Origin of the sequence: Bordetella genomosp. 5 (assembly GCF_002261475.1) — a bacterium.
Taxonomy (GTDB): Bacteria; Pseudomonadota; Gammaproteobacteria; order Burkholderiales; family Burkholderiaceae_B; genus Bordetella.
In genome coordinates, this window is the sequence record NZ_NEVN01000003.1 from 101,235 (window position 1) to 122,115 (window position 20,881).

Consider the following 20,881-nt stretch of genomic DNA (forward strand, 5'->3'; position numbering starts at 1 on the left):
TATGGTTGATCGCGCAAAGCCCCTGGCGCTGCCGGATAACCGCGTGGTCCAGGTCGATGACCTGACGGTGCGCTTCGTGACGTCGGAACGTACGGTGGAAGCGGTACGCAATCTGTCGTTTCACGTCGATCGGGGCGAGACCCTGGCCATCGTGGGCGAATCGGGTTCGGGCAAGTCCGTGACCTCGCTGGCCCTCATGCGTCTGGTCGAGCACGGCGGTGGCCGTCTGGCCCAGGGCTCGATGCACCTGCGCCGCCGCAATGGCCAGGTCATCGATCTCGTGAACTCGTCGCAGCGCACGATGCGCGATGTGCGCGGCGCCGACATGGCCATGATCTTCCAGGAGCCCATGACCTCGCTGAACCCGGTGTTCACCGCCGGGGACCAGATCGCTGAAACGATCCGCCTGCACCAGGGCAAGGATGCCGCCGCCGCGCGCGCCGAAGCCCTGCGCATGCTGGAGCAGGTGCGTATTCCCGAAGCGAAGTCGGTGCTCGATCGCTACCCGCACCAACTGTCGGGCGGCATGCGCCAGCGCGTCATGATCGCCATGGCGCTTGCCTGCAAGCCCGCGCTGCTGATCGCCGACGAGCCCACCACGGCGCTCGACGTGACCATCCAGGCGCAGATCCTGCAACTGATCCGTCAGCTGCAGGACGAAATGCACATGGGCGTGGTGTTCATCACCCACGACATGGGCGTGGTGGCCGAAGTGGCCGACCGGGTGCTGGTGATGTATCGCGGTGACAAGGTCGAAGAGGGCCCCTCGGACCAGGTGTTCGAAGCGCCCCAGCACACCTACACGAAGGCGCTGCTGTCGGCCGTGCCCCGTCTGGGTGCGATGACCGGCACCGATCTGCCGGCACGCTTCCCGCTGCTGCAGGTGGAAGGCAAGGTCCAGCCGGTGGCCGAAGCCGGCGCCGACAGCACCCAGGAAGTGCCGCGCGATCGCAAGGATCCGATCCTGAGCGTGCGTGACCTCGTCACGCGCTTCGACCTGCGCGGCGGCATTCTCGGTCGCGTCCAGCGCCGGGTCCACGCCGTCGAAAAGGTGAGCTTCGATCTTTACCCCGGCGAGACGCTTTCGCTGGTGGGCGAATCGGGTTGCGGCAAGTCGACCACGGGCCGCTCGCTGCTGCGTCTGGTCGACAGCCAGGGCGGCGAGATCCAGTTCGGCGGGCGCGACATCGTGCGTCTGAAGAACAGCGAGCTGCAATCGCTGCGCCGCGACATCCAGTTCGTGTTCCAGGATCCGTTCGCCTCGCTCGATCCGCGCGTGACCGTGGGCTTCTCCATCATGGAGCCGCTGCTGGTGCACGGCGTGGCGACGGGCAAGGCCGCCGAACAGCGCGTGGCCGAGCTGCTCGATCGCGTCGGTCTGGCGCCCGAAATGGCGCAGCGCTACCCGCACGAATTCTCGGGCGGCCAGCGTCAGCGCATCTGCATCGCGCGCGCGCTCGCCCTCAATCCGAAGGTCGTGATCGCGGACGAATCGGTGTCGGCGCTGGACGTGTCGATCCAGGCGCAGATCGTGAACCTGCTGATCGACCTGCAGCGCGACCTGGGCATTTCGTTCCTGTTCATCTCGCACGACATGGCCGTGGTCGAACGCATCAGCCACCGCGTGGCCGTGATGTATCTGGGCCAGATCGTCGAGATCGGCCCGCGCCGCGCGATCTTCGAGAACCCGCAGCACCCTTACACCAAGAAGCTGATGTCGGCGGTGCCGATCGCCGATCCGTCGCGCCGTCACCTCAAGCGCGCCTTGTTGTCCGATGAAATTCCGAGCCCGATCCGCAAGCTCGACGACGAACCGGTGGTGCAGCCGCTGGTGCAGGTCGGTCCGGATCATTTCGTGGCGCGCCACCCCGTGGGCGGCGCGTACTGATAAAGCAGTCCGCGTTCTTTGTCTCGTGAGCGTTGCGGCCCCGGCCGCGCCTCTTACGGTTTTTTCCACCGCCTCTCCTTTTCGAATCAGGAGTTCGCAATGATGAAAGTACTGCGCCCCACCAAGCTGGTGGCCGCCGCCGCGCTGGCCCTCGGCGTCCTCGCCTCGCCTCTCGCTCACGCCAGCAAGGACGTGACGTTTGCCGTGTCGATCGCGCTGGAAACGCTCGATCCGTACAACACCAACAGCACGCTGAACCAGGCGGTGGGCAAGTCCTACTACGAAGGCCTGTTCGAGTTCGACAAAGACCTGAAGATCCAGAAGGTTCTGGCCACCGACTACTCGGTGAGCGACAACGGCCTGGAGTACACCTTCAAGCTGCGCCCGAACGTGAAGTTCCAGGACGGCACCGACTTCAACGCCGAAGCCGTCAAGATCAACTTCGATCGCCCGGCCAACCCGGACAATCGTCTGTCGCGCTACATCCAGTTCAGCGTCATCGAGAAGATCGACGTGGTGGATCCGCTGACCGTCAAGATCACCCTGAAGAAGCCGTTCTCGGCCTTCATCAACGCGCTGGCCCACCCGGCCGCCATGATGATTTCGCCCACCGCGCTGAAGAAGTACGGCAAGGACATCGGCTTTCACCCGGTCGGCACCGGCCCGTTCGAATTCGTCGAATGGAAGCCCGCCGAGTACCTGAAGGTCAAGAAGTTCGCCGGCTACTGGAACCAGGGCAAGCCGAAGGTCGACACGATCACGTTCCGTACCGTGACCGACAACAACACCCGCGCCGCCGTGGTGCAGACCGGTGAAGCGCACTTCGCGTTCCCGGTGCCGTTCGAGCAAGCCGCCGTGCTGGCCAAGAACGATAAGCTGGACGTGGTCGACCACAAGAACTCGATCATGGCCCGCTACCTGTCGATGAACACGCAGGTCAAGCCGTTCAACGACGTGCGTGTGCGTCAGGCCATCAACTACGCCATCAACAAGCAGGCGCTGGCCAAGGTCGCGTTCAATGGCTACGCCACCGTCGTCGACGGCGTCGTGCCGCAAGGCGTGGACTTCGCGCACAAGACCGGCCCGTGGGAACACAACCCCGCCAAGGCTCGCGAGCTGCTGAAGGAAGCCGGTTACCCCAACGGTTTCGAAACCCAGCTCTGGTCCGCCTACAACGACGGCACCTCGGTCAAGGTCGTGCAGTTCCTGCAGCAGCAGCTGCAACAGGTCGGCATCAAGACCTCGGTCGAAGTGCTGGAATCGGGTCAGCGCGTGCAGCGCGTTCAACAGGTGCAGAAGCCTGAAGACGCGAAGGTCCGTCTGTACTACGCCGGCTGGTCGTCCTCGACCGGTGAAGCCGACTGGGGCCTGCGTCCGCTGCTGACGACCGGCGCTTTCCCGCCCGTGCTGAACAACGTGTCGTACTACTCGAACCAGAAGGTCGACGCGGGTGTCCAGGAAGCCCTGGCCACGACCGATCGCGCCAAGAAGGCCGAGATCTACAAGAACGTTCAGGAAACCATCTGGAACGACGCGCCGTGGGCGTTCCTGGTGACCCAGAACAACGTGTACGTGAAGTCGAAGAACCTGAGCGGTGTGTACGTCGAACCCGACACCTCGTTCTGGTTCGGTGATATCGACCTCAAGCAGTAAACCAAGAAGGCCACATTCGGCGGGGGCACGGTGCCCCTGCCGATGTCGCAGGAATTTCAATGCTGACCTATATCGTCAAACGTCTATTGGGCATGATCCCCACGCTGCTGCTGGTGGCCGTGGTCGTGTTTTTGTTCGTGCACATGCTTCCGGGCGACCCCGCGCGACTGGCCGCCGGCCAGGACGCCGATCAGGCGACCGTCGAACTCGTGCGCAAGGAACTGGGCCTGGATCTGCCCCTGCCGCAGCAGTTCGTGCGCTACTTCAGCCACATGCTGCAAGGTGACCTGGGCACCTCGCTGCGCACCAAGCGTCCCGTCTCGACCGAAATCGCCGACCGCTTCATGCCCACGCTCTGGCTCACGCTGGCCAGCATGGTCTGGTCCGTGATATTCGGCATGGTCATCGGGATCGTGTCCGCGGTCTGGCGCAATCGCTGGCCCGATCGCCTCGGCATGACGTTGGCGGTCTCGGGCATCTCGTTCCCCGCGTTCGCGCTGGGCATGATGCTCATGCAGGTGTTCTCGGTGAATCTGGGCTGGTTGCCCACCGTGGGCGCCTCGACCTGGCAACACTACATCCTGCCTTCGATCACGCTCGGCGCCGCCGTGGCCGCCGTGATGGCGCGCTTCACGCGAGCCTCGTTCGTCGAAGTGATCCAGGAAGATTTCGTCCGGACGGCCCGTGCCAAAGGCCTGTCCGAGCGCCGCGTCGTGATCAAGCACGCGCTGCGCAACGCGCTGATCCCCGTGGTCACCATGATGGGCCTGCAGTTCGGCTTCCTGCTGGGCGGCTCCATCGTGGTCGAGACGGTGTTCAACTGGCCCGGCCTCGGCCGTCTGCTGGTCGACGCCGTGACGCAGCGCGACTATCCGGTGATCCAGGGCCTGGTGCTGCTGTTCTCGCTGGAATTCATCCTGATCAACCTGATTGTCGACGTGCTGTATGGCGTCATCAATCCCAGCATCCGTTACAAGTGAGGGCGGCATGAGCAATTCGACTACCGCCACTACCGCGCAAGCGGCCGCCAAGAACGACGTACGCACGCCGCTCACCGAGTTCTGGCGCAAGTTCAAGAAGCAGAAACTCGCCGTCGGCGCCGGCGTGTTCGTCGTGCTGCTGGTCGTCCTGGCCGCGTTCGCGCCCTGGATCGTGCCGTTCGACGCCGAGAATTTCTTCGACTACGACGCCATCAATGCCGGCCCGTCGCTCACGCACTGGCTGGGCGTGGATTCGCTGGGCCGCGATATCTTCAGCCGCATCATGATGGGTGCGCGCATCTCGCTGGCCGCCGGCTTCCTGTCGGTGTTCATGGGCGCGATCGTGGGCACCTTCATGGGCCTCATGGCCGGCTACTACCAGGGCTGGTGGGAGCGCATCACGATGCGTATCTCCGACGTGCTGCTGGCCTTCCCGGGCATGCTGCTCGCGATCGGCGTGGTGGCCATTCTGGGCTCGAACATGATCAACGTGATCGTGGCCGTCGCCGTGTTCAGCGTGCCGGCGTTCGCCCGCCTGGTGCGCGGCAACACGCTCTCGATCAAGCAGATGACCTACGTCGAAGCGGTCAAGAGCGTGGGCGCGTCCGACTGGACCATCATCATGCGCCACATCCTGCCCGGCACGATCTCGCCGATCGTGGTGTACGGCACGATGCGTATCGGTACCTCGATCATCACCGCGGCCAGCCTGTCGTTCCTGGGCATGGGCGCACAGCCGCCCACGCCCGAGTGGGGCGCGATGCTCAACGAGGCGCGCGCCGACATGGTGATCGCACCGCACGTCGCGATCTTCCCCGCGCTGGCGATCTTCCTGACCGTGCTGGCTTTCAACCTGCTGGGCGATGGCCTGCGCGACGCGCTCGACCCCAAGATCGACCGCAAGTAATTGTCTTGCGCCGTCTGGACAGGACTGGACGCGGCCCCCGGGCCGCGCCGGTGCCGCCCAGGCGGCGTTTTTGCATTCTGGAGGCCGTGATTCACGGCAATGACCATGACTGACTCCGTACAGCCGCGCATCGGCGTGCTGCCCGCCGGCCCGCGCGACGCCATCACCGACGTCGCGGGCGTGACCGTTGGCCACCACACCCGCGCCGACGGCGCCTGCCAGACCGGCGTGACCGTGGTGCGCGCCCACGCGGGCGATCATTTCCGCGACAAGGTCCCGGCGGCCGCCACCGTGCTCAATGGCTTCGGCAAGAGCACCGGCCTCGTGCAGGTGGAAGAGCTCGGCGTGCTCGAAACGCCGATCGGGCTGACCAACACCTTCGGCGTGGGCACGGTCGCCAACGCGCAGATCCGCGCCGCCGTCGCGGCGAACCCCGCCATCGGGCGCGAGTGGGCGACGGTCAACCCGCTCGTGTTCGAGTGCAACGACGGCTACCTCAACGATATCCAGGCCCTGGCCGTGCAGGAGGCCGACTACGCGGCCGCGCATGCCGCCTGTGACGCCGCCTTCGAGCAGGGCAGCGTGGGGGCGGGCCGCGGCATGTCGTCGTTTTCGCTGAAGGGCGGCATCGGCAGCGCGTCGCGCGTGGCCGAGGTGGCGCCGGACGTGCGCCACACCGTCGGCGCGCTCGTGTTGTCGAACTTCGGCCGCCTGCCGTTGCTGACCGTGGCGGGGCGCCCGTTCGGCCGCCGCGTGGCCGAGCTGCTCGCGCGCGAGGCCGATCCCGCGGCGCCGGAGAAGGGCTCCATCATCCTGTTGCTGGCCACCGACGCGCCGCTGGATGCGCGCCAGTTGCGCCGCCTGTCGCTGCGTGCCGGCGCGGGTCTGGCCCGTACCGGCTCGGTGTTCGGTCATGGCAGCGGCGATATCGCGCTGGCGTTCTCCACGGCCTATACCGTTCCGCACGCCGCCGAGGCCGGCATGCCGGCGGTCGCCATGCTGCACGAGACGCGTATCGATCCCTTGTTCGAGGCGGCCGCCGAAGCGTGCGAGCAGGCCATCGTGTCGGCCCTGTGGCATGCCAGCGAAGTGACCGGCCGCGACGGCCACCGGCGCCGCGCGCTGCGCGACGTGGTGCCGCAATGGCGCGACTGGCTCGCCGACAGCGCATTCTGATTTTTCGTTTCCACGATTCACCAAGCCCGCAAGGACGGGGGTAGCGCATGAAGATCCTGATTTCCACCGATATCGAAGGCGTGGCTGGCGTGTTCCACCACGAGCAGGTCCGGGCCGGCAACGGCGAATACGAGCGCGCCCGCGCCTGGATGACCGCCGAGGCCAACGCGGCCGTGCAGGGCGCGATCGCCGGCGGCGCCGAGGAAGTGCTGGTCAACGATTCGCACGGCGGCTTTCGCAATCTGTTGCCCGACCTGATCGACGAGCGCGCCCGGCTGGTGCTGGGCAAGCCGCGTTATCTGGGCATGATGGGCGGGCTCGAAGAGCAGTGCGACGCCGTCTTCATGATCGGCTATCACAGCCGCTCGCAGGGCCGCGGCATTCTCGCCCACACCATCAACAGCTTCGCGTTCGCGCGGGTCTGGGTGAACGGCATGGAACTGGGCGAGGCGGGCCTCTACGGCGCGCTGGCCGGCGAGCTGGGCGTGCCGGTGATCCTGGCCAGCGGCGACGACGTGTTCATCGAAGAGACCCGCCCGATCTTCCCGCAGGCCCAGTGGGTGCAGACGAAGGTGGCCCATGGCCTGTCGGCCGGCGTCACGCTCTCGCCCGCCGCCTCGCGCCGCGCGATCGCGCAGGCCGCCGAAACCGCGGTGCGCAATATCGGCCAGGCGGTTCCTTTCGTGGTGCCCGGCCCGATAGAATGCCGTCTGCAGACGCAGACCGCCGCGCTGGCCGATCTGTTCTGCATGTGGCCCACGCTCACCCGCGTCGACGGCGTCACGCTGCAGTTCACGGTAGAGAACATGCAGGCGGCGATCCGCACGCTCAACAGCCTGGCGGCCATGTCGTTCATGCTGCGCTAGCGCGCCGTCACCCCGTACAGGAACCCCATGTCGACCACCGATCTCCGTATTGCCGATCTGCGCCAGGCCATGCGCCGTCACAAGCTCGATGCCTGCATCGTGCCGTCGGCCGATCCCCATCTCTCCGAGTACCTGCCGGCCCGCTGGCAGGGCCGGCGCTGGCTGAGCGGCTTCAACGGCTCGGTGGGCACGCTGGTGGTCACCGCCGATTTCGCCGGATTGTGGGTCGACAGCCGTTACTGGGTGCAGGCCGAGGCACAGCTGGCCGGCACCGGCGTGCAGCTCATGAAGATCGCGCTGGCCACCACGCCGGGTCATGTCGACTGGCTGGCCACGCAGCTCAAGACGGGTTCGCGCGTGGCCGTCGACGGCGCCGTGCTGGGCCTGGCCGCGTTCCGTGGCCTGTCGGCCGCGCTGGCGCCCGCCGGCATCGAGCTGTCGCTCGGCACCGATCTGCTCGACGAGGTCTGGGCCGATCGCCCCGGCCTGCCCGAGGCCTCGGTCTACGAGCATGCCGCTCCTTACGCCTGCGAATCGCGCGCCGAGCGGCTGGCCCGCGTGCGCGCCGCCATGCACGAGAAGGGTGCCGACGTGCACCTGATCTGCACGCTCGACGACATCGCGTGGCTCTTCAACCTGCGCGGCGCCGACGTCAACTACAACCCCGTCTTCGTCGCCCATGCGCTGATCGGCATGGATCACGCCACGCTGTTCGTGGCCGATGGCAAGATCGACGACACGCTGCGGGCCCGCCTGGCCGCCGACGGTGTCGATCTGGCCGCCTACACCGACATCGTTCCCGCTTTGGGATCGCTCCACACCGATCAGACCCTGCTGATCGATCCGGCCCGCGTGACCTGCGGCGTGTTCCAGGCCATGGATCCGGCGGTGCCGCGCGTGGAGGCGATCAACCCGTCCACGCTCTTCAAGTCGCGCAAGACCGAGGCGGAGCTGGCCCACGTGCGCGAAGCGATGGCGCAGGATGGCGCGGCGCTGGCCGAGTTCTTCGCCTGGTTCGAGGCGGCCTCGGGGCGTGAGCGCATCACCGAACTCACGATCGACGAGAAGATCACGGCGGCGCGTGCGCGCCGCCCCAACTACGTCTGCCCGAGCTTTGCCACCATCGCCGGCTTCAATGCCAACGGCGCGATGCCGCACTACCGCGCCACCGAGGCCGAGCATGCCGTGATCGAAGGGGATGGCCTGCTCCTGATCGACTCCGGCGGGCAATACCTGGGCGGCACGACCGACATCACGCGCGTGGTGGCGGTCGGCACGCCGAATGCCGACCAGAAGGTGGATTTCACGCTGGTGCTCAAGGGCATGATCGCGCTGTCGCGCGCGTCGTTCCCGCGCGGCACGCCGTCGCCCATGCTGGATGCGATCGCGCGTGCGCCGATCTGGGCCGGCGGCGCCGAATACGGCCACGGCACGGGTCACGGCGTGGGCTACTTCCTCAACGTGCACGAAGGCCCGCAGGTGATCTCGTACCGCGCGCAGCCCGGACCGCACACGGCCATGGAGCCCGGCATGATCACGTCCAACGAACCGGGCATTTACCGCCCCGGCCGCTGGGGCGTGCGCATCGAGAATCTGGTGGCCAACCGCAGCTGGCTCGAAGGCGAGCTCGGCGAGTTCCTGTGTTTCGAGACGCTCACGCTGTGCCCGATCGACACGCGCTGCATCGAGCGCTCGCTGCTGCGCGCCGACGAAATCGCCTGGCTCGACGACTACCACCGCACCGTGCGCGAGCGCGTCGCGCCGCTGGTGGACGGCGCGGCGCTCGACTGGCTGCTGTCGCGCACCGAACCGCTGGGCGCCTGACGCCAGGCGGCGCGAGGCCTCAGGCCTGCGAGGTCTCCGCCAGGGGGCCTTCGTAGGCCTTGAAGGCGCTGCGGGCCAGGCTCGACGCCAGAATGCCCAGCAGCAGCAGATAGGCCGCCAGCGCGCCCAGGCCGAAGCCGGGCGTGAGCACGAGCCGCGTCCAGGCGGCGGTGCTGAGCGTGGCCGCCAGCGGCGCGGCCAAGGCGGCCAGGGCGCCCTGGGCCACCCAGAAGGCCGTCGTGCCCACGCCCACGGCCCGGCTCACGCCGGTCGAGCGCGGCGTGGCGGGCAGGGTGTGCCGCACGGCCAGCGCCACCACCAGACCCGCGGCCAGCGGCAGCGCGAGCCACGAGAGCCACGGCAGCAGCCCTTCGGCGCGGGCCTGCAATGCTGCCACCCAGCCCGCGGCCAGGCGCAACATGGCCGTCTGCCACGCATAGGCGGCGCCCGCCGCCAGCCACACGATCCAGGTGCGGCGCAGCGGCGGCCGCGCCGGGTTCGGGTCGTGGCGCCAGCGCGCCAGCGCAATCACTGCGCGCAGGAGTTGCCAGCTCAGCAGCATGAGCACGAGCAGATTGATCAGGCTGCGCAGATTCATGAACAGGGCGAGCCGCGTGTGCGGCTGCTCGACCCCATGGCTGGCGAGCCAGGCCAGCGTGCCGTCGAGCAGGCCGTGCGCGCTGAGGTGCGCCATGCCGTGCAGATACGCGCCGTAGGCGAGCGCCAGGGTCAGTCCGTACACCGCGGCCCACGCGCGCGGCGCGACCGGGACACGACCGGGGCGGGCCTGCTGGGCGCGCAACAGCGTGCAGGCGCACACGAGCACGGCCAGGCAGGCGCTGGCCAGCGCGAACGACACCGTGCCCGCGAGCGAGGGCGTCACGGCGAGGGGATGCGTGCCCGATGTGGGCTGCCACACCGGCGCGCGTTCGCTCAGCGCGGCGGCGCACACGGCCAGGAATGCGGTGCTGCAACTCGATACGGCCCACCGGCTGGCGGGCAAGGGACGTACTGCGGACATGCGCGGCGGACTCCTCGGTAAGGCGCGCGGGCAGCGATGCCGCGCGGCGCTTCGGGTCTACGCCGGCCTCGGATCGGGGCCGGAGTCAGCCCGGTCTGTTACCGAACTGACGTAAGGGAAAACCCATATTTTGGCGCGGTCTTAGGTATAATCCAAATTTCCCGCATGCGCCCGCTCGTCCCGGGTGCTCACTACGATGACCAAATACGTATTTGTCACCGGCGGTGTGGTGTCATCCCTCGGTAAGGGTATCGCCGCCGCGTCTCTCGCCGCGATCCTCGAATCGCGCGGCCTGCAAGTCACGATGCTCAAGCTGGACCCCTACATCAACGTCGATCCCGGCACGATGAGCCCGTTCCAGCACGGTGAAGTGTTCGTGACCGAAGACGGCGCCGAGACCGATCTCGACCTGGGCCACTACGAGCGCTTCATCTCCACCAAGATGCGCAAGGTGAACAACTTCACCACCGGCCAGATCTACGAATCCGTGCTGCGCAAGGAGCGCCGTGGCGATTATCTGGGCAAGACCGTCCAGGTGATCCCGCACATCACCAACGAGATCCAGGATTTCATCGCCCGTGGCGCTGATTCGGCCTGGGCCGGCAATACCGACGTCGCGATCGTCGAGATCGGCGGCACCGTGGGTGACATCGAATCCCTGCCGTTCCTCGAGGCCGCGCGCCAGATGAGTCTGCGCATGGGCCGCAACAACGCGGCCTTCGTGCACCTGACCCTGGTGCCGTTCATCGCTTCGGCGGGCGAGCTCAAGACCAAGCCCACCCAGCACTCGGTGCAGAAGCTGCGCGAAATCGGGATCTATCCCAACGCGCTGCTGTGCCGTGCCGACCGCCGCATCCCCGATGACGAGCGCGCCAAGATCTCGATGTTCTCGAACGTCCCGCTGGACGCCGTGATCTCGGTCTGGGACGTCGATTCGATCTACAAGATTCCGGCCATGCTGCATCAGCAGGGCGTGGACAACATCGTCTGCGAAGCGCTCGGCCTGACGCCGCCGCCGGCCGATCTGTCCATGTGGGACCGCCTGGTCGACGCGCTCGAGCATCCGCAGCATCAGCTCACCATCGGTATGGTGGGCAAGTATGTCGACCTCACCGAATCGTACAAGTCGCTGAGCGAAGCCCTGGTGCACGCCGGCATCCATACGCATTCCAAGGTCAACATCGAGTACATCGATTCCGAGGACATCGAAACCCGCGGCACCGACCAGCTCAAGCATCTCGACGCGATTCTCGTGCCGGGCGGCTTCGGCAAGCGCGGCACCGAGGGCAAGATCGCCGCGATCCGTTATGCCCGCGAAAACGGCGTGCCGTACCTGGGCATCTGCCTGGGCATGCAGCTGGCCGTGATCGAGTTCGCCCGTCATGTGGCGGGTCTGGGCGGCGCCAACAGCACCGAGTTCGATCCCTCGGCCCCGCATCCGGTGGTCGCACTGATCACCGAGTGGATGGACCGCGAAGGCAAGGTCGAGCGCCGTGACAACGCCTCCGATCTCGGCGGCACGATGCGCAAGGGCGCGCAGCGCTGCCCGATCAAGGCCGGCACCCGCGCGCAGTCGATCTACGGCAACGAAGTGAACGAGCGTCACCGCCATCGCTACGAGGTCAACAACGTCTACGTGCCCCGCCTCGAAGAGGCCGGCCTGGTGATCAGCGCCCGCACGCCGACCGAAAACCTCCCCGAGATGATGGAGCTGCCGAATCATCCGTGGTTCGTGGGCGTGCAATTCCACCCGGAATTCACCTCCACGCCGCGCGACGGCCATCCGCTGTTCTCGAGCTACATCCAGGCCGCCATCGACCTGAAATCGCGCCGCGAACAAAAGGCGTGATCCCCTCCGCCCCGTGCGCCTTCCGCTGAAGGCGCACGGGGCGGGCTGCTTTCGGATACAACAACTTAGTGTCCGACATGCGCGCGCTGGCTATGATGCTCCGAGCCGGGCTCGGGCCGCGCGACGGTTTTCCCGACAACCTCTTTGCTTGAAAGGAATTTCATGAGTGCGTATCTGATCGCCGACGTCACCGTCACCAAGCCCGCGCAATACGAGGATTACAAGCGCTTGTCCACGCTGGCCATGCGTGCGTACGATGCCAAGATCCTGGTCCGCGGCGGCGAATCGAAGCGCCTTGAAGGCCGGGAGCCTGGTCGCACGGTCATCATGGAGTTTCCGTCCATGGCGGCAGCCCAGGCCTTCTATGATTCCTGGCAGTATCGCCGCGCCCGCACCGCCCGCGAAGGCGCCGCCATCATGAATATGTTTATCGTTCAGGGAATGTAATTACCATGAGTGCAATCGTCGACATCATCGGCCGCGAGATTCTGGATTCGCGCGGCAACCCCACCGTCGAGTGCGACGTGCTGCTGGAGTCGGGGGCCATGGGCCGCGCGGCCGTGCCCTCGGGCGCATCCACCGGCGCTCGCGAAGCCATCGAACTGCGTGACGGCGACAAGGGCCGTTATCTCGGCAAGGGCGTGCTGCGCGCCGTCGAAAACCTCAACACCGAAATCTCCGAAGCGCTGATGGGCCTCGATGCCCAGGAACAGACCTTCGTCGATCGCACGCTGATCGAGCTGGACGGCACCGAGAGCAAAGAGCGCCTGGGCGCCAACGCCATCCTGGCCGCCAGCATGGCCGTGGCTCGCGCCGCCGCCGATGAATCGGGTCTGTCGCTCTACCGTTACTTCGGTGGCAGCGGCCCGATGAGCATGCCCGTTCCGATGATGAACGTCATCAACGGTGGCGCTCACGCCAACAACACCCTCGACCTGCAGGAACTGATGATCCTGCCGATCGGCGCAACGAGCTTCCGCGAAGCCCTGCGCTGGGGCGCCGAGGTGTTCCACATGCTCAAGAAGCTGATCCACGCCGAAGGCATGTCGACCGCCGTGGGCGACGAAGGCGGTTTCGCGCCCAACGTGCCGAACCACGAAGCAGCCATTCAGCTGATCCTCAAGGCCATCTCCGAAGCCGGCTACGAAGCGGGCAGCCAGATCGCCCTGGGCCTGGATTGCGCCAGCTCCGAGTTCTTCCGTGACGGCAAGTACACCCTGGCCGGCGAAGGCGGCGTGTCGCTGTCCTCGCAGGAGTTCGCCAACCTGCTGGCGACCTGGTGCGACAAGTACCCGATCATCTCGATCGAAGACGGCATGGCTGAAAACGACTGGGACGGCTGGAAGCTCCTGACCGATCAGCTCGGCAAGAAGGTGCAGCTGGTGGGCGACGATCTGTTCGTCACCAACACCAAGATCCTGCGCGAGGGCATCCAGAAGGGCGTCGCCAACTCGATCCTGATCAAGATCAACCAGATCGGCACGCTGTCCGAAACCTTCGCCGCCATCGAGATGGCCAAGCGCGCCGGCTACACCGCCGTCGTGTCGCACCGCTCGGGCGAAACCGAAGACTCGACCATTGCCGACATCGCCGTCGCGACCAACGCAATGCAGATCAAGACCGGCTCGCTGTCGCGTTCGGATCGCATGGCCAAGTACAACCAGTTGCTGCGCATCGAGGAAGAGCTCGCCGAAGTGGCGTCCTACCCCGGCCGCGACGCGTTCTACAACCTGCGCTGATCGCCATCCCGTGCCCGGTCTGCACAGGCCGGGCACGTCTTGCCCATCCCATTTCTAGGGTGCCCGTCGTATGCGCCTGTTGTTCCTGGTGCTCTTCGCGCTGGTGGCTCTGATCCAGTACCCGCTGTGGCTGGGCAAAGGCGGCTGGCTCAAGGTCTGGGACCTGCAACGCCAGGTCGCCGAGCAGCGCGAAACCAATGAAGGCCTGCGGGCGCGCAATGCCGCGCTGCAGGCCGAGGTGCGCGACCTCGAAACCGGGACGGGCGCCATCGAGGAACGGGCGCGTGGCGAGCTCGGCATGATGCGCGACGGCGAAGTCTTCGTGCACATCCTGCCCGCCGGCGTTCCGCTGCCCTCGGCAAACTCCACGCCTCAGGCCACGGCTCCCAAGCCGGCCAACCCGACCAAGCCGCCCGCCGCATCGGCGAATCGCCCGGCAGCGTCGGGCGCCGCCCGGCCCGCCACCCCGCAGCGCTGACGGCGCTCGCCGTCCCGCTCCGCTTCTCCGCTTCTACGCATCGCTTCTCAGCATCGCTTCCCGGCATCGCTGTCGGCGTCGCCGCCCGGCGCTCGCCCTGGCCTTGTCATGCCGGGCATGCCGGCGTGCGCACCCACACCGGGGGCCGGTCGGCGTAGCGCACCGGGTGCGATTGCATGTCGATCTCCAACGTCAGTCGTAACGGCAACCGGCCGGCCGCGAGCGCGCCGCGCACGCAGCTGTCCCGCGCGGACGAGGCGATGGCGCGCAGCAGGGCGCCGGTCCAGGGAGCGAGCGGTCGCACCGGATAGGTGAGCCGCAGCTGCAGCTGATTGGCCTCGAAGATGTCCGGCCGGGCCGTGGGGCGGGCGGCATGCTGCTCGGCCTGGTAGTCGTTGCGGATGGCCGGCAGACCGGCGGCGGCGCGTGGCACGGGCAGGCCTTGCTCGGCATGCGTGGCGTAGGCGCGTGCGTCGGGCCGCTGGATGTCGATGCGCCAGCCCGGCACGCGGGGATCGCGGCCGGCACTGCCCTGGGCGGCCCGAACCCGACCGGGCAGGGCCGCCTCGAAGCTGCGGGCGATGGTGGCGGGGTCGGCATGTGCGGTGGCGCCGGCCCGCGCGGCCTGGGTGAGCGCGGCGTAGAGCGCATGCTGCAACTGCCGCCAATGAGTCGCCTCGATCAGCGCCGTGGCCAGCGCCGTGAGCGCGAGCACGGCCAGCGCGGATTCGATGAGGGCGGCGCCGCGTTGGCGCCCGGGCAGGCGGGCAGGCATCCGCGCAGTATGGTGGCGCACGCCGGACGGCGCGATTGTGGATTCTGCGCTGTGACGGATTTCCGTCGGCCTTAGGGGGCCAAAAAAAGACCGGCCTCGGGGCCGGTCCTGGGTGCTCGCGGCGCGATCAGTGCACCGTGGGCGGATCCTGCTCGGGCATGGGCGTGGCCGGGCTGAACAGGCCCGCGCAGTCGACCGGGTCGAACGCGTAGGGCTTGCCGCAGAAGTCGCACGTGACTTCGACCTCGCCGCGCTCGGCCAGGATGTCTTCGACTTCCGCCTGGCCCAGCGTGCGCAGCATGGCCGCCACGCGCTCGCGCGTGCAAGGACAGAACCAGCGCACGGGCTGAGGTTCGAACGCGATCAGCGTTTCTTCCCAGAACAACCGGTGGATCAGCGTGTCGGTGTCGGTGGCGAGGAGCTCGTCGGCCGCCAGCGTGCCGCCCAGGTGCAGCGCGCGGCTCCAGGCCTCGGCGGCCACCTCGGCGGTGACCTGCGGACGGTCTTCGCCGCCGTGGTCCGGCAGACGCTGCAGCAGCAGGCCGGCCGCCGACTTGTCGTCGGCCGCGAGCCACAGGCGCGTCTCGAGCTGCTCGGAGGCCTTCATGTAGTGTTGCAGGGCTTCGGCCACGCTCTCGCCTTCGAGCGGCACGATGCCCTGATAGGCCTGCTGGCCGGGCACCTTGCGATGCGGGTCGAGCACGACCATGAAGCGGCCGTTGCCATGGGCATTGAGCAGGTTCTGCATGGTGCCGTCTTCCGGCACCGTGTGGCCCTCGCGCACCTTGACGGTGGCGCGCACGCTCAGGTCCGAGCGGCATTCGACCACCAGCAGCGCGATCGGGCCGTCGCCCTGGATCTGCAGGATCAGCGAGCCGTCGAATTTGATGTTGGCCGCCAGCAGCGACGAGGCCGCGACCAGCTCACCGAGCAGGCGCTGGATCGCCTGCGGATAGGCGTGGTGAGCCTGCGCATCGCGCCAGGTATCGGTCAGACGCACGGCCTGGACCCGCACGGTGCGGGTCTCGAAGAGGTATTTCTTGAGAAGGTCGGTCATGGTGAAGATGTTAGCCGATCGTGCCGGTCCCGCCGGCGCGGGCCGGCATCGCGCGACGCGATGCTCCGGCAAGGCCGGGAGCGATTCTGGGGGCAAAGCAGGCGAGGGCGGCTCCCGTCGGGAAGGTCTGCGCCGTTGCGACCTATATGAGGGCGAAGACCGTCAATACAAGGCGTTAGGCGGGGTGGCGAATCCCGCCCCGCCCGAGGGCGAGCAGGCCGGATCTGTTACGCCCCCGATACGACCGCTCTGTGTCTGGCGCATCCCCGTCGGACTCGGGATACTCGGTGCTTCCCTTCCCGATTCCCAGGATCCCCCATGCCGAACTCCCATGACTATGCCGTCGTCGACGTGTTCACCGACACGGCCTATCGCGGCAACCCGCTGGCCGTCGTGTTTGATGCAGAGGGGCTGTCCACCGCGCAGATGCAGGCGATCGCGCGCGAATTCAACTACTCCGAATCGACCTTCGTGCTGCCGCCCGCCTCGGCCGGGCACCACGCGCAGGTGCGCATTTTCACACCGGATCGCGAGATCGGTTTCGCCGGGCACCCCAACGTCGGCACCGCGATCGCGCTGAAGGCGCGCCACGAGGCGGCGGGCAGGGCGGTGCCAGCGGCCTGGTTGTTCGAAGAAGGGGCGGGGCTGGTGCGCGTCGACCTCACGGCCCTGCCGGCGGGCGGCACCACCGCGCTGGTGGCGGCGCCCCAGCCGCTGTCGCGGGCCAGCGTCGTGGCAGCGGCCGCGGTCGCACGTGCGCTCTCGCTCGATACCGCCGACATCCTCACCGACGAGCACGAGCCCCAGGTGGTGTCGGTCGGCCTGCCTTTCGTCGTGGTCGCTTTGCGCAGTCGGGACGCGCTGCGTCGCGCGGCGCCCAACCGTGACGGCTATGCCGCCCTGTTGCCGCTGGACGGCGCGCATTCGATCTATGCCTATACGCGGGATGCCGACGACGGCACCGACATACAGGCGCGCATGTTCACCGGGCGCATGACCGAGGATCCCGCCACCGGCAGCGCCACGGCGGCCATGGCGGGCCTGCGCGCGACCTTGTCCGGCGACACGGTGTCGCTGCGCGTGGGGCAGGGGGTGGATATGGGACGCGCCAGCCTGCTGCTGGCGCAAGCCGGCCACGAGGCCGGGGGCGTGCGCGCGAGCGTGGGCGGTGAAGCGGTGCTGGTGATGAGCGGGACGCTCGGCGCACCGCCTCGCTGAGTGCCGTTCAGCCGATACGCTTGAGCGCGCCGCGGTAATGCTGGCCGCGCTCGACGTAGTGCTGCGTGTTGGCGTGCAGGTTGGCGATCTCTTCGGGCGTCAGCTCGCGCACGACCTTGCCGATGCCGATCACGAGGTGGTTGTCGGGGATCACGCGGCCCTCGGGGATGATGGCGCCCGCGCCGACGAGGCAGTTGCGCCCGATCACCGCCTTGTTGAGCACGATGGCCTGCATGCCGATCAACGCGCCTTCGTGGATCGTGCAGCCGTGCAGCATGGCCTGGTGGCCAATGGTGACGTTCGGGCCGATATGCATCGGACAGCCGGCATCCACGTGCAGCACGCTGCCTTCCTGGATGTTGGTGCCGGCGTGCACATGGATGGGCTCGTTATCGGCACGAATGGCCACGTGGGACCAGATGCTCACGCCGGACTCGAGGATCGCCTGGCCGATGATGTCGGCGCTCTCGGCGATATAGACATCGGGTGCGATCTGCGGGACGTGCTGGTCGAGTTGGTAAATCGGCATGATGGGACGGGCTCCTGCGGGTCAAGCCGGCGTGCCGGCCGGGGGCTGGGCCCGCTCCGCTTCACGCCGGCGCAGCACGGCGCGCTGAACCTTGCCCGTGGTGGTCATGGGCAACTCGGCGACGTACTCGATTTCTTTGGGATATTCGTAGGGCGCGAGGCGGTCGCGCACGTGTTCTTGCAGCGCCTGGGTGATCTCGCCAGGATCGCGGTCCTGGTGGTCCGGCGTCAGCACGACAAAGGCCTTCACGACGGCGCCGCGCTCGGCGTCGGGCTTGGGCACGACGGCGGCGTTGGCCACCGCGGGGTGGCTGAGCAGGCAATTCTCGATCTCGCCCGGCCCGATGCGGTAGCCCGAGGACTTGAAGACGTCGTCGGTGCGGCCCGCGTACCAGAGGTAGCCGTCGGCATCGATGCGCGCCAGGTCGCCCGTGCGGCACCAGTCGCCGGTGAATTTGTCGGCGGTGGCCTGCGGGTTGTTCCAGTAGCCCAGGAACAGCACCGGATCCGGAAAGCCGTGGATGTCGAGGCGGTTGACGGCGACCTCGCCGATCTCGCCGGCCGGCACGGGCGCACCGATGTCGTCGATCACGGCCACCTGGTGGCCGGGGTAGGGGCGTCCCATGCTGCCGGGCCGCGCGGGCCAGCGGCGCTGGCTGTTGCCGACCACGTAGTTCATTTCGGTCTGCCCGAACATCTCGTTGGGCGTGATGCCCAACGCCTGCTCACACCAGCCGAACACGGTCTCGCCGACGTTTTCGCCAGCGCTCATGATGCTGCGCAGGGCCAGCCGGTAGCGTTCGCGCGGCGCCGGCACGGCCTTCATCATCATCTTGAGGGCGGTCGGGAACAGGAAGGTGTTGGTGACCTGATAGCGCTCCATCAGTTCGAAGGCGCGCTCGGCGGAAAAGCGTCCGCGCGCGCCCACGATCGGATGGCCGAAATACAGCGTGGGCAGCAGGGCGTCCATCATGCCACCCGTCCAGGCCCAGTCGGCGGGCGACCAGAACACATCGGTGGGCTTGGGGAACCAGTCTTGCGAGGCGACGAAGCCGGGCAGGTTGCCGATCAGCACGCTGTGCGGCAGCAGCGCACCCTTGGGGGCGCCGGTCGTGCCGGAGGTGTAGAGCAGAATGGCCGGATCGGTGGCCTTGGTGAGCACCGGCTTGAACTCGCCGGGCTGGCGCGCCAGCAGGCTGCGCCACGGCAGTACGCGCTCGTCGGAGAAGCCGATGCCGATGATCTGATGCAAATGCGGGCAGCGCTCGGCCACGGAGAGCAGATTTTCGCTGGAGACGGTATCCACGATGGCGACGCGGGCCTGCGAATCGGCCAGCCGGGACTCTAATGCTTCCGGGCCAAACAGGGCCGAGAGCGGCAGCACCACGGCGCCGACGCTGAAGATGGCCATCTGGGCCACCACGGTTTCGGGACGCTGCCCCAGCACGACGGCGACGCGGTCACCCGGGGCCACCCCCATTTTGACCAGGCCGTGCGCCAGCTGATTGGCGGCTTCGGCCAGGCGAGCGTACGTCCAGACTTCGCGGGTGCCGGATTCGTCTTCGTAGAAGATCGCGATCCGCCGCGCGTCCGAACCGCTGGCCGCCCAACGATGGCAGCAAACATCAGCGATGTTGAATTGAGTCGGAACCAGCCAGCGGAAGGATTGATAGAGCGCCTGATATTGGTCGTTCATGGCCCTTTGGTGTGAGCTCGGTGGCAGCGAAGGAGGGCTGAGCCCGTGGACGTGGCGCCAGTCCCGCTACTGCAAGCATGAACGAGAGGGCCAGGAACTGCAACAGTCCCGACCCTCTAACGGGGACGTATAAGGGTATTCACGGGTGCCGGCTTTGGCGGCGCAGCGCCGACGGCAGCGCGGGCAGCGACAGCGGCCGCCGGACCCGCGTGCCTGTGGTATCCGTGCCACGTCCGGTCTGCGTCTGCGCCCAATCCACCAGCTGCAGCTGGCCGTCGTGCGTCTCGGCCAGCGCCGACAGGGACTCGACCCAGTCGCCGTCGTTGCAGTAAAGGATGCCGTCCACGTCGCGCAGTTCGGGCTGGTGGATATGGCCGCAGACCACGCCGTCCAGGCCGCGGCGCCGCGCCTCGCCCGCGAGCGCCTCTTCAAAGTGCGTGATGAACGAGACCGCGTTCTTCACTTTGTGCTTGAGATATTGCGACAGCGACCAGTAATGCAGGCCGAGCCGGTGACGCAGCCGGTTGAAATGGTGATTGAGCCACAGGGCCAGCTGATAGGCCGTGTCGCCCAGGTGCGCCAGCCACTTGCTGTGCTGGATCACGCCATCGAACTGGTCGCCGTGCAGCACCAGCAGGCGCAGCCCCTTGGCGGTGACGTGGATATCCTCGTCGAGCACTTCGATATCGCCGAACGCGAACCCCACGAACTCGCGCGCGAACTCGTCATGATTGCCGGGCACGAAGACCACGCGCGTGCCGTTGCGTGCCTTGCGCAGGATGCGCTGGATCACGTCGTTGTGCGCACGCGGCCAGTGCCAGTGTTTGCGCAACTGCCAGCCGTCGACGATGTCGCCCACCAGATAGAGCGTGTCGGATTCGTTATGCTCGAGAAAGTCGAGCAGGAACTCGGCCTTGCAGCCGGCCGTGCCGAGGTGAATGTCGGAAATCCAGAGCGTACGCCAGTGCGTGGGTTGGGTCTCGTTCAAGGCGATCTCCGTAGGGCTGTGTCGCCTCATGATGAAAACAGTTCCGCATGACGCGCGCGTGAACCGTTGATGACGCTGTTGTGACGACGCGTGTGGCCGGCCGGGTGATCACCAGGAACTGCATGCGACAATCGCGCGCAGCCTGTTTTTTCGTTCCCGTTCGCTTCCGGCGCCGGACGCCGCACGCCTATCCCGGCGGACCGGCATCATGGCGCCGAGCCGTCTCTCCGTTTTCGCT

At 67.3% G+C, this 20,881-nt stretch carries 18 protein-coding genes; 12 read left to right on the top strand and 6 right to left on the bottom strand.

The window, feature by feature from the left end; translation table 11 throughout:
* Nucleotide 1 precedes the first annotated feature (1 nt).
* The 7 genes from CEK29_RS06340 (at nt 2) to CEK29_RS06370 (ending at nt 9,294) form a co-directional block, all read left to right on the top strand.
* Complete coding sequence (locus CEK29_RS06340) at nt 2–1,888, top strand: dipeptide ABC transporter ATP-binding protein (protein WP_094798851.1); 1,887 nt, start codon at nt 2–4, stop codon at nt 1,886–1,888.
* 99 nt (nt 1,889–1,987) lie between these two features.
* Nucleotides 1,988–3,541, top strand: coding sequence for a glutathione ABC transporter substrate-binding protein GsiB (gene gsiB, locus CEK29_RS06345; RefSeq protein WP_094798852.1), 1,554 nt, complete (start codon nt 1,988–1,990; stop codon nt 3,539–3,541).
* Between the two features lie 59 nt (nt 3,542–3,600).
* On the top strand, nt 3,601–4,521 hold the full coding sequence (gene gsiC, locus CEK29_RS06350; protein WP_094798853.1) for a glutathione ABC transporter permease GsiC: 921 nt from the start codon (nt 3,601–3,603) through the stop codon (nt 4,519–4,521).
* A 7-nt stretch (nt 4,522–4,528) separates the two neighbouring features.
* Nucleotides 4,529–5,428, top strand: coding sequence for a glutathione ABC transporter permease GsiD (gene gsiD, locus CEK29_RS06355; RefSeq protein WP_094798854.1), 900 nt, complete (start codon nt 4,529–4,531; stop codon nt 5,426–5,428).
* 105 nt (nt 5,429–5,533) lie between these two features.
* The gene (locus CEK29_RS06360; RefSeq protein ID WP_432759226.1) at nt 5,534–6,604 is read left to right on the top strand and encodes a P1 family peptidase; all 1,071 of its coding nucleotides are present in this window, start codon (nt 5,534–5,536) and stop codon (nt 6,602–6,604) included.
* Between the two features lie 47 nt (nt 6,605–6,651).
* On the top strand, nt 6,652–7,470 hold the full coding sequence (locus tag CEK29_RS06365) for a M55 family metallopeptidase (RefSeq protein ID WP_094857625.1): 819 nt from the start codon (nt 6,652–6,654) through the stop codon (nt 7,468–7,470).
* A gap of 27 nt (nt 7,471–7,497) precedes the next feature.
* Nucleotides 7,498–9,294 carry an aminopeptidase P family protein gene (locus CEK29_RS06370; RefSeq protein ID WP_094857626.1) on the top strand — a complete coding sequence of 599 codons (1,797 nt, stop codon included), beginning with the start codon at nt 7,498–7,500 and terminating at the stop codon, nt 9,292–9,294.
* A gap of 19 nt (nt 9,295–9,313) precedes the next feature.
* On the opposite strand, the gene CEK29_RS06375 is transcribed toward CEK29_RS06370, so the two are convergent.
* Nucleotides 9,314–10,315: a hypothetical protein gene (locus tag CEK29_RS06375; protein WP_141218311.1), complete on the bottom strand. Its 1,002-nt coding sequence runs from the start codon at nt 10,313–10,315 to the stop codon at nt 9,314–9,316.
* Nucleotides 10,316–10,511: 196 nt separating this feature from the next.
* Between CEK29_RS06375 and CEK29_RS06380 the strand changes: the two genes are divergently transcribed.
* The 4 genes from CEK29_RS06380 (at nt 10,512) to ftsB (ending at nt 14,381) form a co-directional block, all read left to right on the top strand.
* Nucleotides 10,512–12,164: a CTP synthase gene (locus tag CEK29_RS06380; protein ID WP_094798859.1), complete on the top strand. Its 1,653-nt coding sequence runs from the start codon at nt 10,512–10,514 to the stop codon at nt 12,162–12,164.
* Nucleotides 12,165–12,326: 162 nt separating this feature from the next.
* Nucleotides 12,327–12,611 carry a DUF1330 domain-containing protein gene (locus CEK29_RS06385; protein WP_094798860.1) on the top strand — a complete coding sequence of 95 codons (285 nt, stop codon included), beginning with the start codon at nt 12,327–12,329 and terminating at the stop codon, nt 12,609–12,611.
* A gap of 5 nt (nt 12,612–12,616) precedes the next feature.
* The gene (gene eno / locus CEK29_RS06390) at nt 12,617–13,903 is read left to right on the top strand and encodes a phosphopyruvate hydratase (RefSeq protein WP_094798861.1); all 1,287 of its coding nucleotides are present in this window, start codon (nt 12,617–12,619) and stop codon (nt 13,901–13,903) included.
* Nucleotides 13,904–13,973: 70 nt separating this feature from the next.
* Nucleotides 13,974–14,381 (top strand): cell division protein FtsB, encoded by a 408-nt coding sequence (ftsB, locus tag CEK29_RS06395; protein ID WP_094857628.1) that lies wholly within the window; start codon nt 13,974–13,976, stop codon nt 14,379–14,381.
* Between the two features lie 106 nt (nt 14,382–14,487).
* Here the strand turns inward: ftsB and CEK29_RS06400 are convergent, their stop codons facing one another.
* The gene (locus CEK29_RS06400; protein WP_094857629.1) at nt 14,488–15,156 is read right to left on the bottom strand and encodes a hypothetical protein; all 669 of its coding nucleotides are present in this window, start codon (nt 15,154–15,156) and stop codon (nt 14,488–14,490) included.
* Nucleotides 15,157–15,283: 127 nt separating this feature from the next.
* Nucleotides 15,284–16,213, bottom strand: coding sequence for an Hsp33 family molecular chaperone HslO (hslO, locus tag CEK29_RS06405; RefSeq protein WP_094798864.1), 930 nt, complete (start codon nt 16,211–16,213; stop codon nt 15,284–15,286).
* 318 nt (nt 16,214–16,531) lie between these two features.
* Between hslO and CEK29_RS06410 the strand changes: the two genes are divergently transcribed.
* Complete coding sequence (locus tag CEK29_RS06410; RefSeq protein WP_094798865.1) at nt 16,532–17,431, top strand: PhzF family phenazine biosynthesis protein; 900 nt, start codon at nt 16,532–16,534, stop codon at nt 17,429–17,431.
* A gap of 7 nt (nt 17,432–17,438) precedes the next feature.
* Here the strand turns inward: CEK29_RS06410 and CEK29_RS06415 are convergent, their stop codons facing one another.
* The 3 genes from CEK29_RS06415 to CEK29_RS06425 all read right to left on the bottom strand — a co-directional run bounded on the left by CEK29_RS06415 (nt 17,439) and on the right by CEK29_RS06425 (nt 20,673).
* On the bottom strand, nt 17,439–17,960 hold the full coding sequence (locus CEK29_RS06415; RefSeq protein WP_094798866.1) for a gamma carbonic anhydrase family protein: 522 nt from the start codon (nt 17,958–17,960) through the stop codon (nt 17,439–17,441).
* A 21-nt stretch (nt 17,961–17,981) separates the two neighbouring features.
* Complete coding sequence (locus CEK29_RS06420; RefSeq protein ID WP_094857630.1) at nt 17,982–19,655, bottom strand: acyl-CoA synthetase; 1,674 nt, start codon at nt 19,653–19,655, stop codon at nt 17,982–17,984.
* Between the two features lie 139 nt (nt 19,656–19,794).
* Nucleotides 19,795–20,673, bottom strand: coding sequence for a UDP-2,3-diacylglucosamine diphosphatase (locus tag CEK29_RS06425; protein WP_094798868.1), 879 nt, complete (start codon nt 20,671–20,673; stop codon nt 19,795–19,797).
* Nucleotides 20,674–20,881 lie beyond the last annotated feature (208 nt).

Bases quoted from the DNA above. Each gene is read 5' to 3' on its own strand.
- CEK29_RS06340 (WP_094798851.1), top strand. From the start codon at position 2: ATGGTTGATCGCGCAAAGCCCCTGGCGCTGCCGGATAACCGCGTGGTC.
- CEK29_RS06360 (WP_432759226.1), top strand. From the start codon at position 5,534: ATGACTGACTCCGTACAGCCGCGCATCGGCGTGCTGCCCGCCGGCCCG.
- CEK29_RS06380 (WP_094798859.1), top strand. From the start codon at position 10,512: ATGACCAAATACGTATTTGTCACCGGCGGTGTGGTGTCATCCCTCGGT.
- ftsB (WP_094857628.1), top strand. From the start codon at position 13,974: ATGCGCCTGTTGTTCCTGGTGCTCTTCGCGCTGGTGGCTCTGATCCAG.
- gsiC (WP_094798853.1), top strand. From the start codon at position 3,601: ATGCTGACCTATATCGTCAAACGTCTATTGGGCATGATCCCCACGCTG.
- CEK29_RS06400 (WP_094857629.1), bottom strand. From the start codon at position 15,156: ATGCCTGCCCGCCTGCCCGGGCGCCAACGCGGCGCCGCCCTCATCGAA.
- CEK29_RS06420 (WP_094857630.1), bottom strand. From the start codon at position 19,655: ATGAACGACCAATATCAGGCGCTCTATCAATCCTTCCGCTGGCTGGTT.
- CEK29_RS06365 (WP_094857625.1), top strand. From the start codon at position 6,652: ATGAAGATCCTGATTTCCACCGATATCGAAGGCGTGGCTGGCGTGTTC.
- CEK29_RS06375 (WP_141218311.1), bottom strand. From the start codon at position 10,315: ATGTCCGCAGTACGTCCCTTGCCCGCCAGCCGGTGGGCCGTATCGAGT.
- CEK29_RS06410 (WP_094798865.1), top strand. From the start codon at position 16,532: ATGCCGAACTCCCATGACTATGCCGTCGTCGACGTGTTCACCGACACG.
- gsiB (WP_094798852.1), top strand. From the start codon at position 1,988: ATGATGAAAGTACTGCGCCCCACCAAGCTGGTGGCCGCCGCCGCGCTG.
- CEK29_RS06370 (WP_094857626.1), top strand. From the start codon at position 7,498: ATGTCGACCACCGATCTCCGTATTGCCGATCTGCGCCAGGCCATGCGC.
- CEK29_RS06425 (WP_094798868.1), bottom strand. From the start codon at position 20,673: ATGAGGCGACACAGCCCTACGGAGATCGCCTTGAACGAGACCCAACCC.
- eno (WP_094798861.1), top strand. From the start codon at position 12,617: ATGAGTGCAATCGTCGACATCATCGGCCGCGAGATTCTGGATTCGCGC.
- CEK29_RS06415 (WP_094798866.1), bottom strand. From the start codon at position 17,960: ATGCCGATTTACCAACTCGACCAGCACGTCCCGCAGATCGCACCCGAT.
- gsiD (WP_094798854.1), top strand. From the start codon at position 4,529: ATGAGCAATTCGACTACCGCCACTACCGCGCAAGCGGCCGCCAAGAAC.
- CEK29_RS06385 (WP_094798860.1), top strand. From the start codon at position 12,327: ATGAGTGCGTATCTGATCGCCGACGTCACCGTCACCAAGCCCGCGCAA.
- hslO (WP_094798864.1), bottom strand. From the start codon at position 16,213: ATGACCGACCTTCTCAAGAAATACCTCTTCGAGACCCGCACCGTGCGG.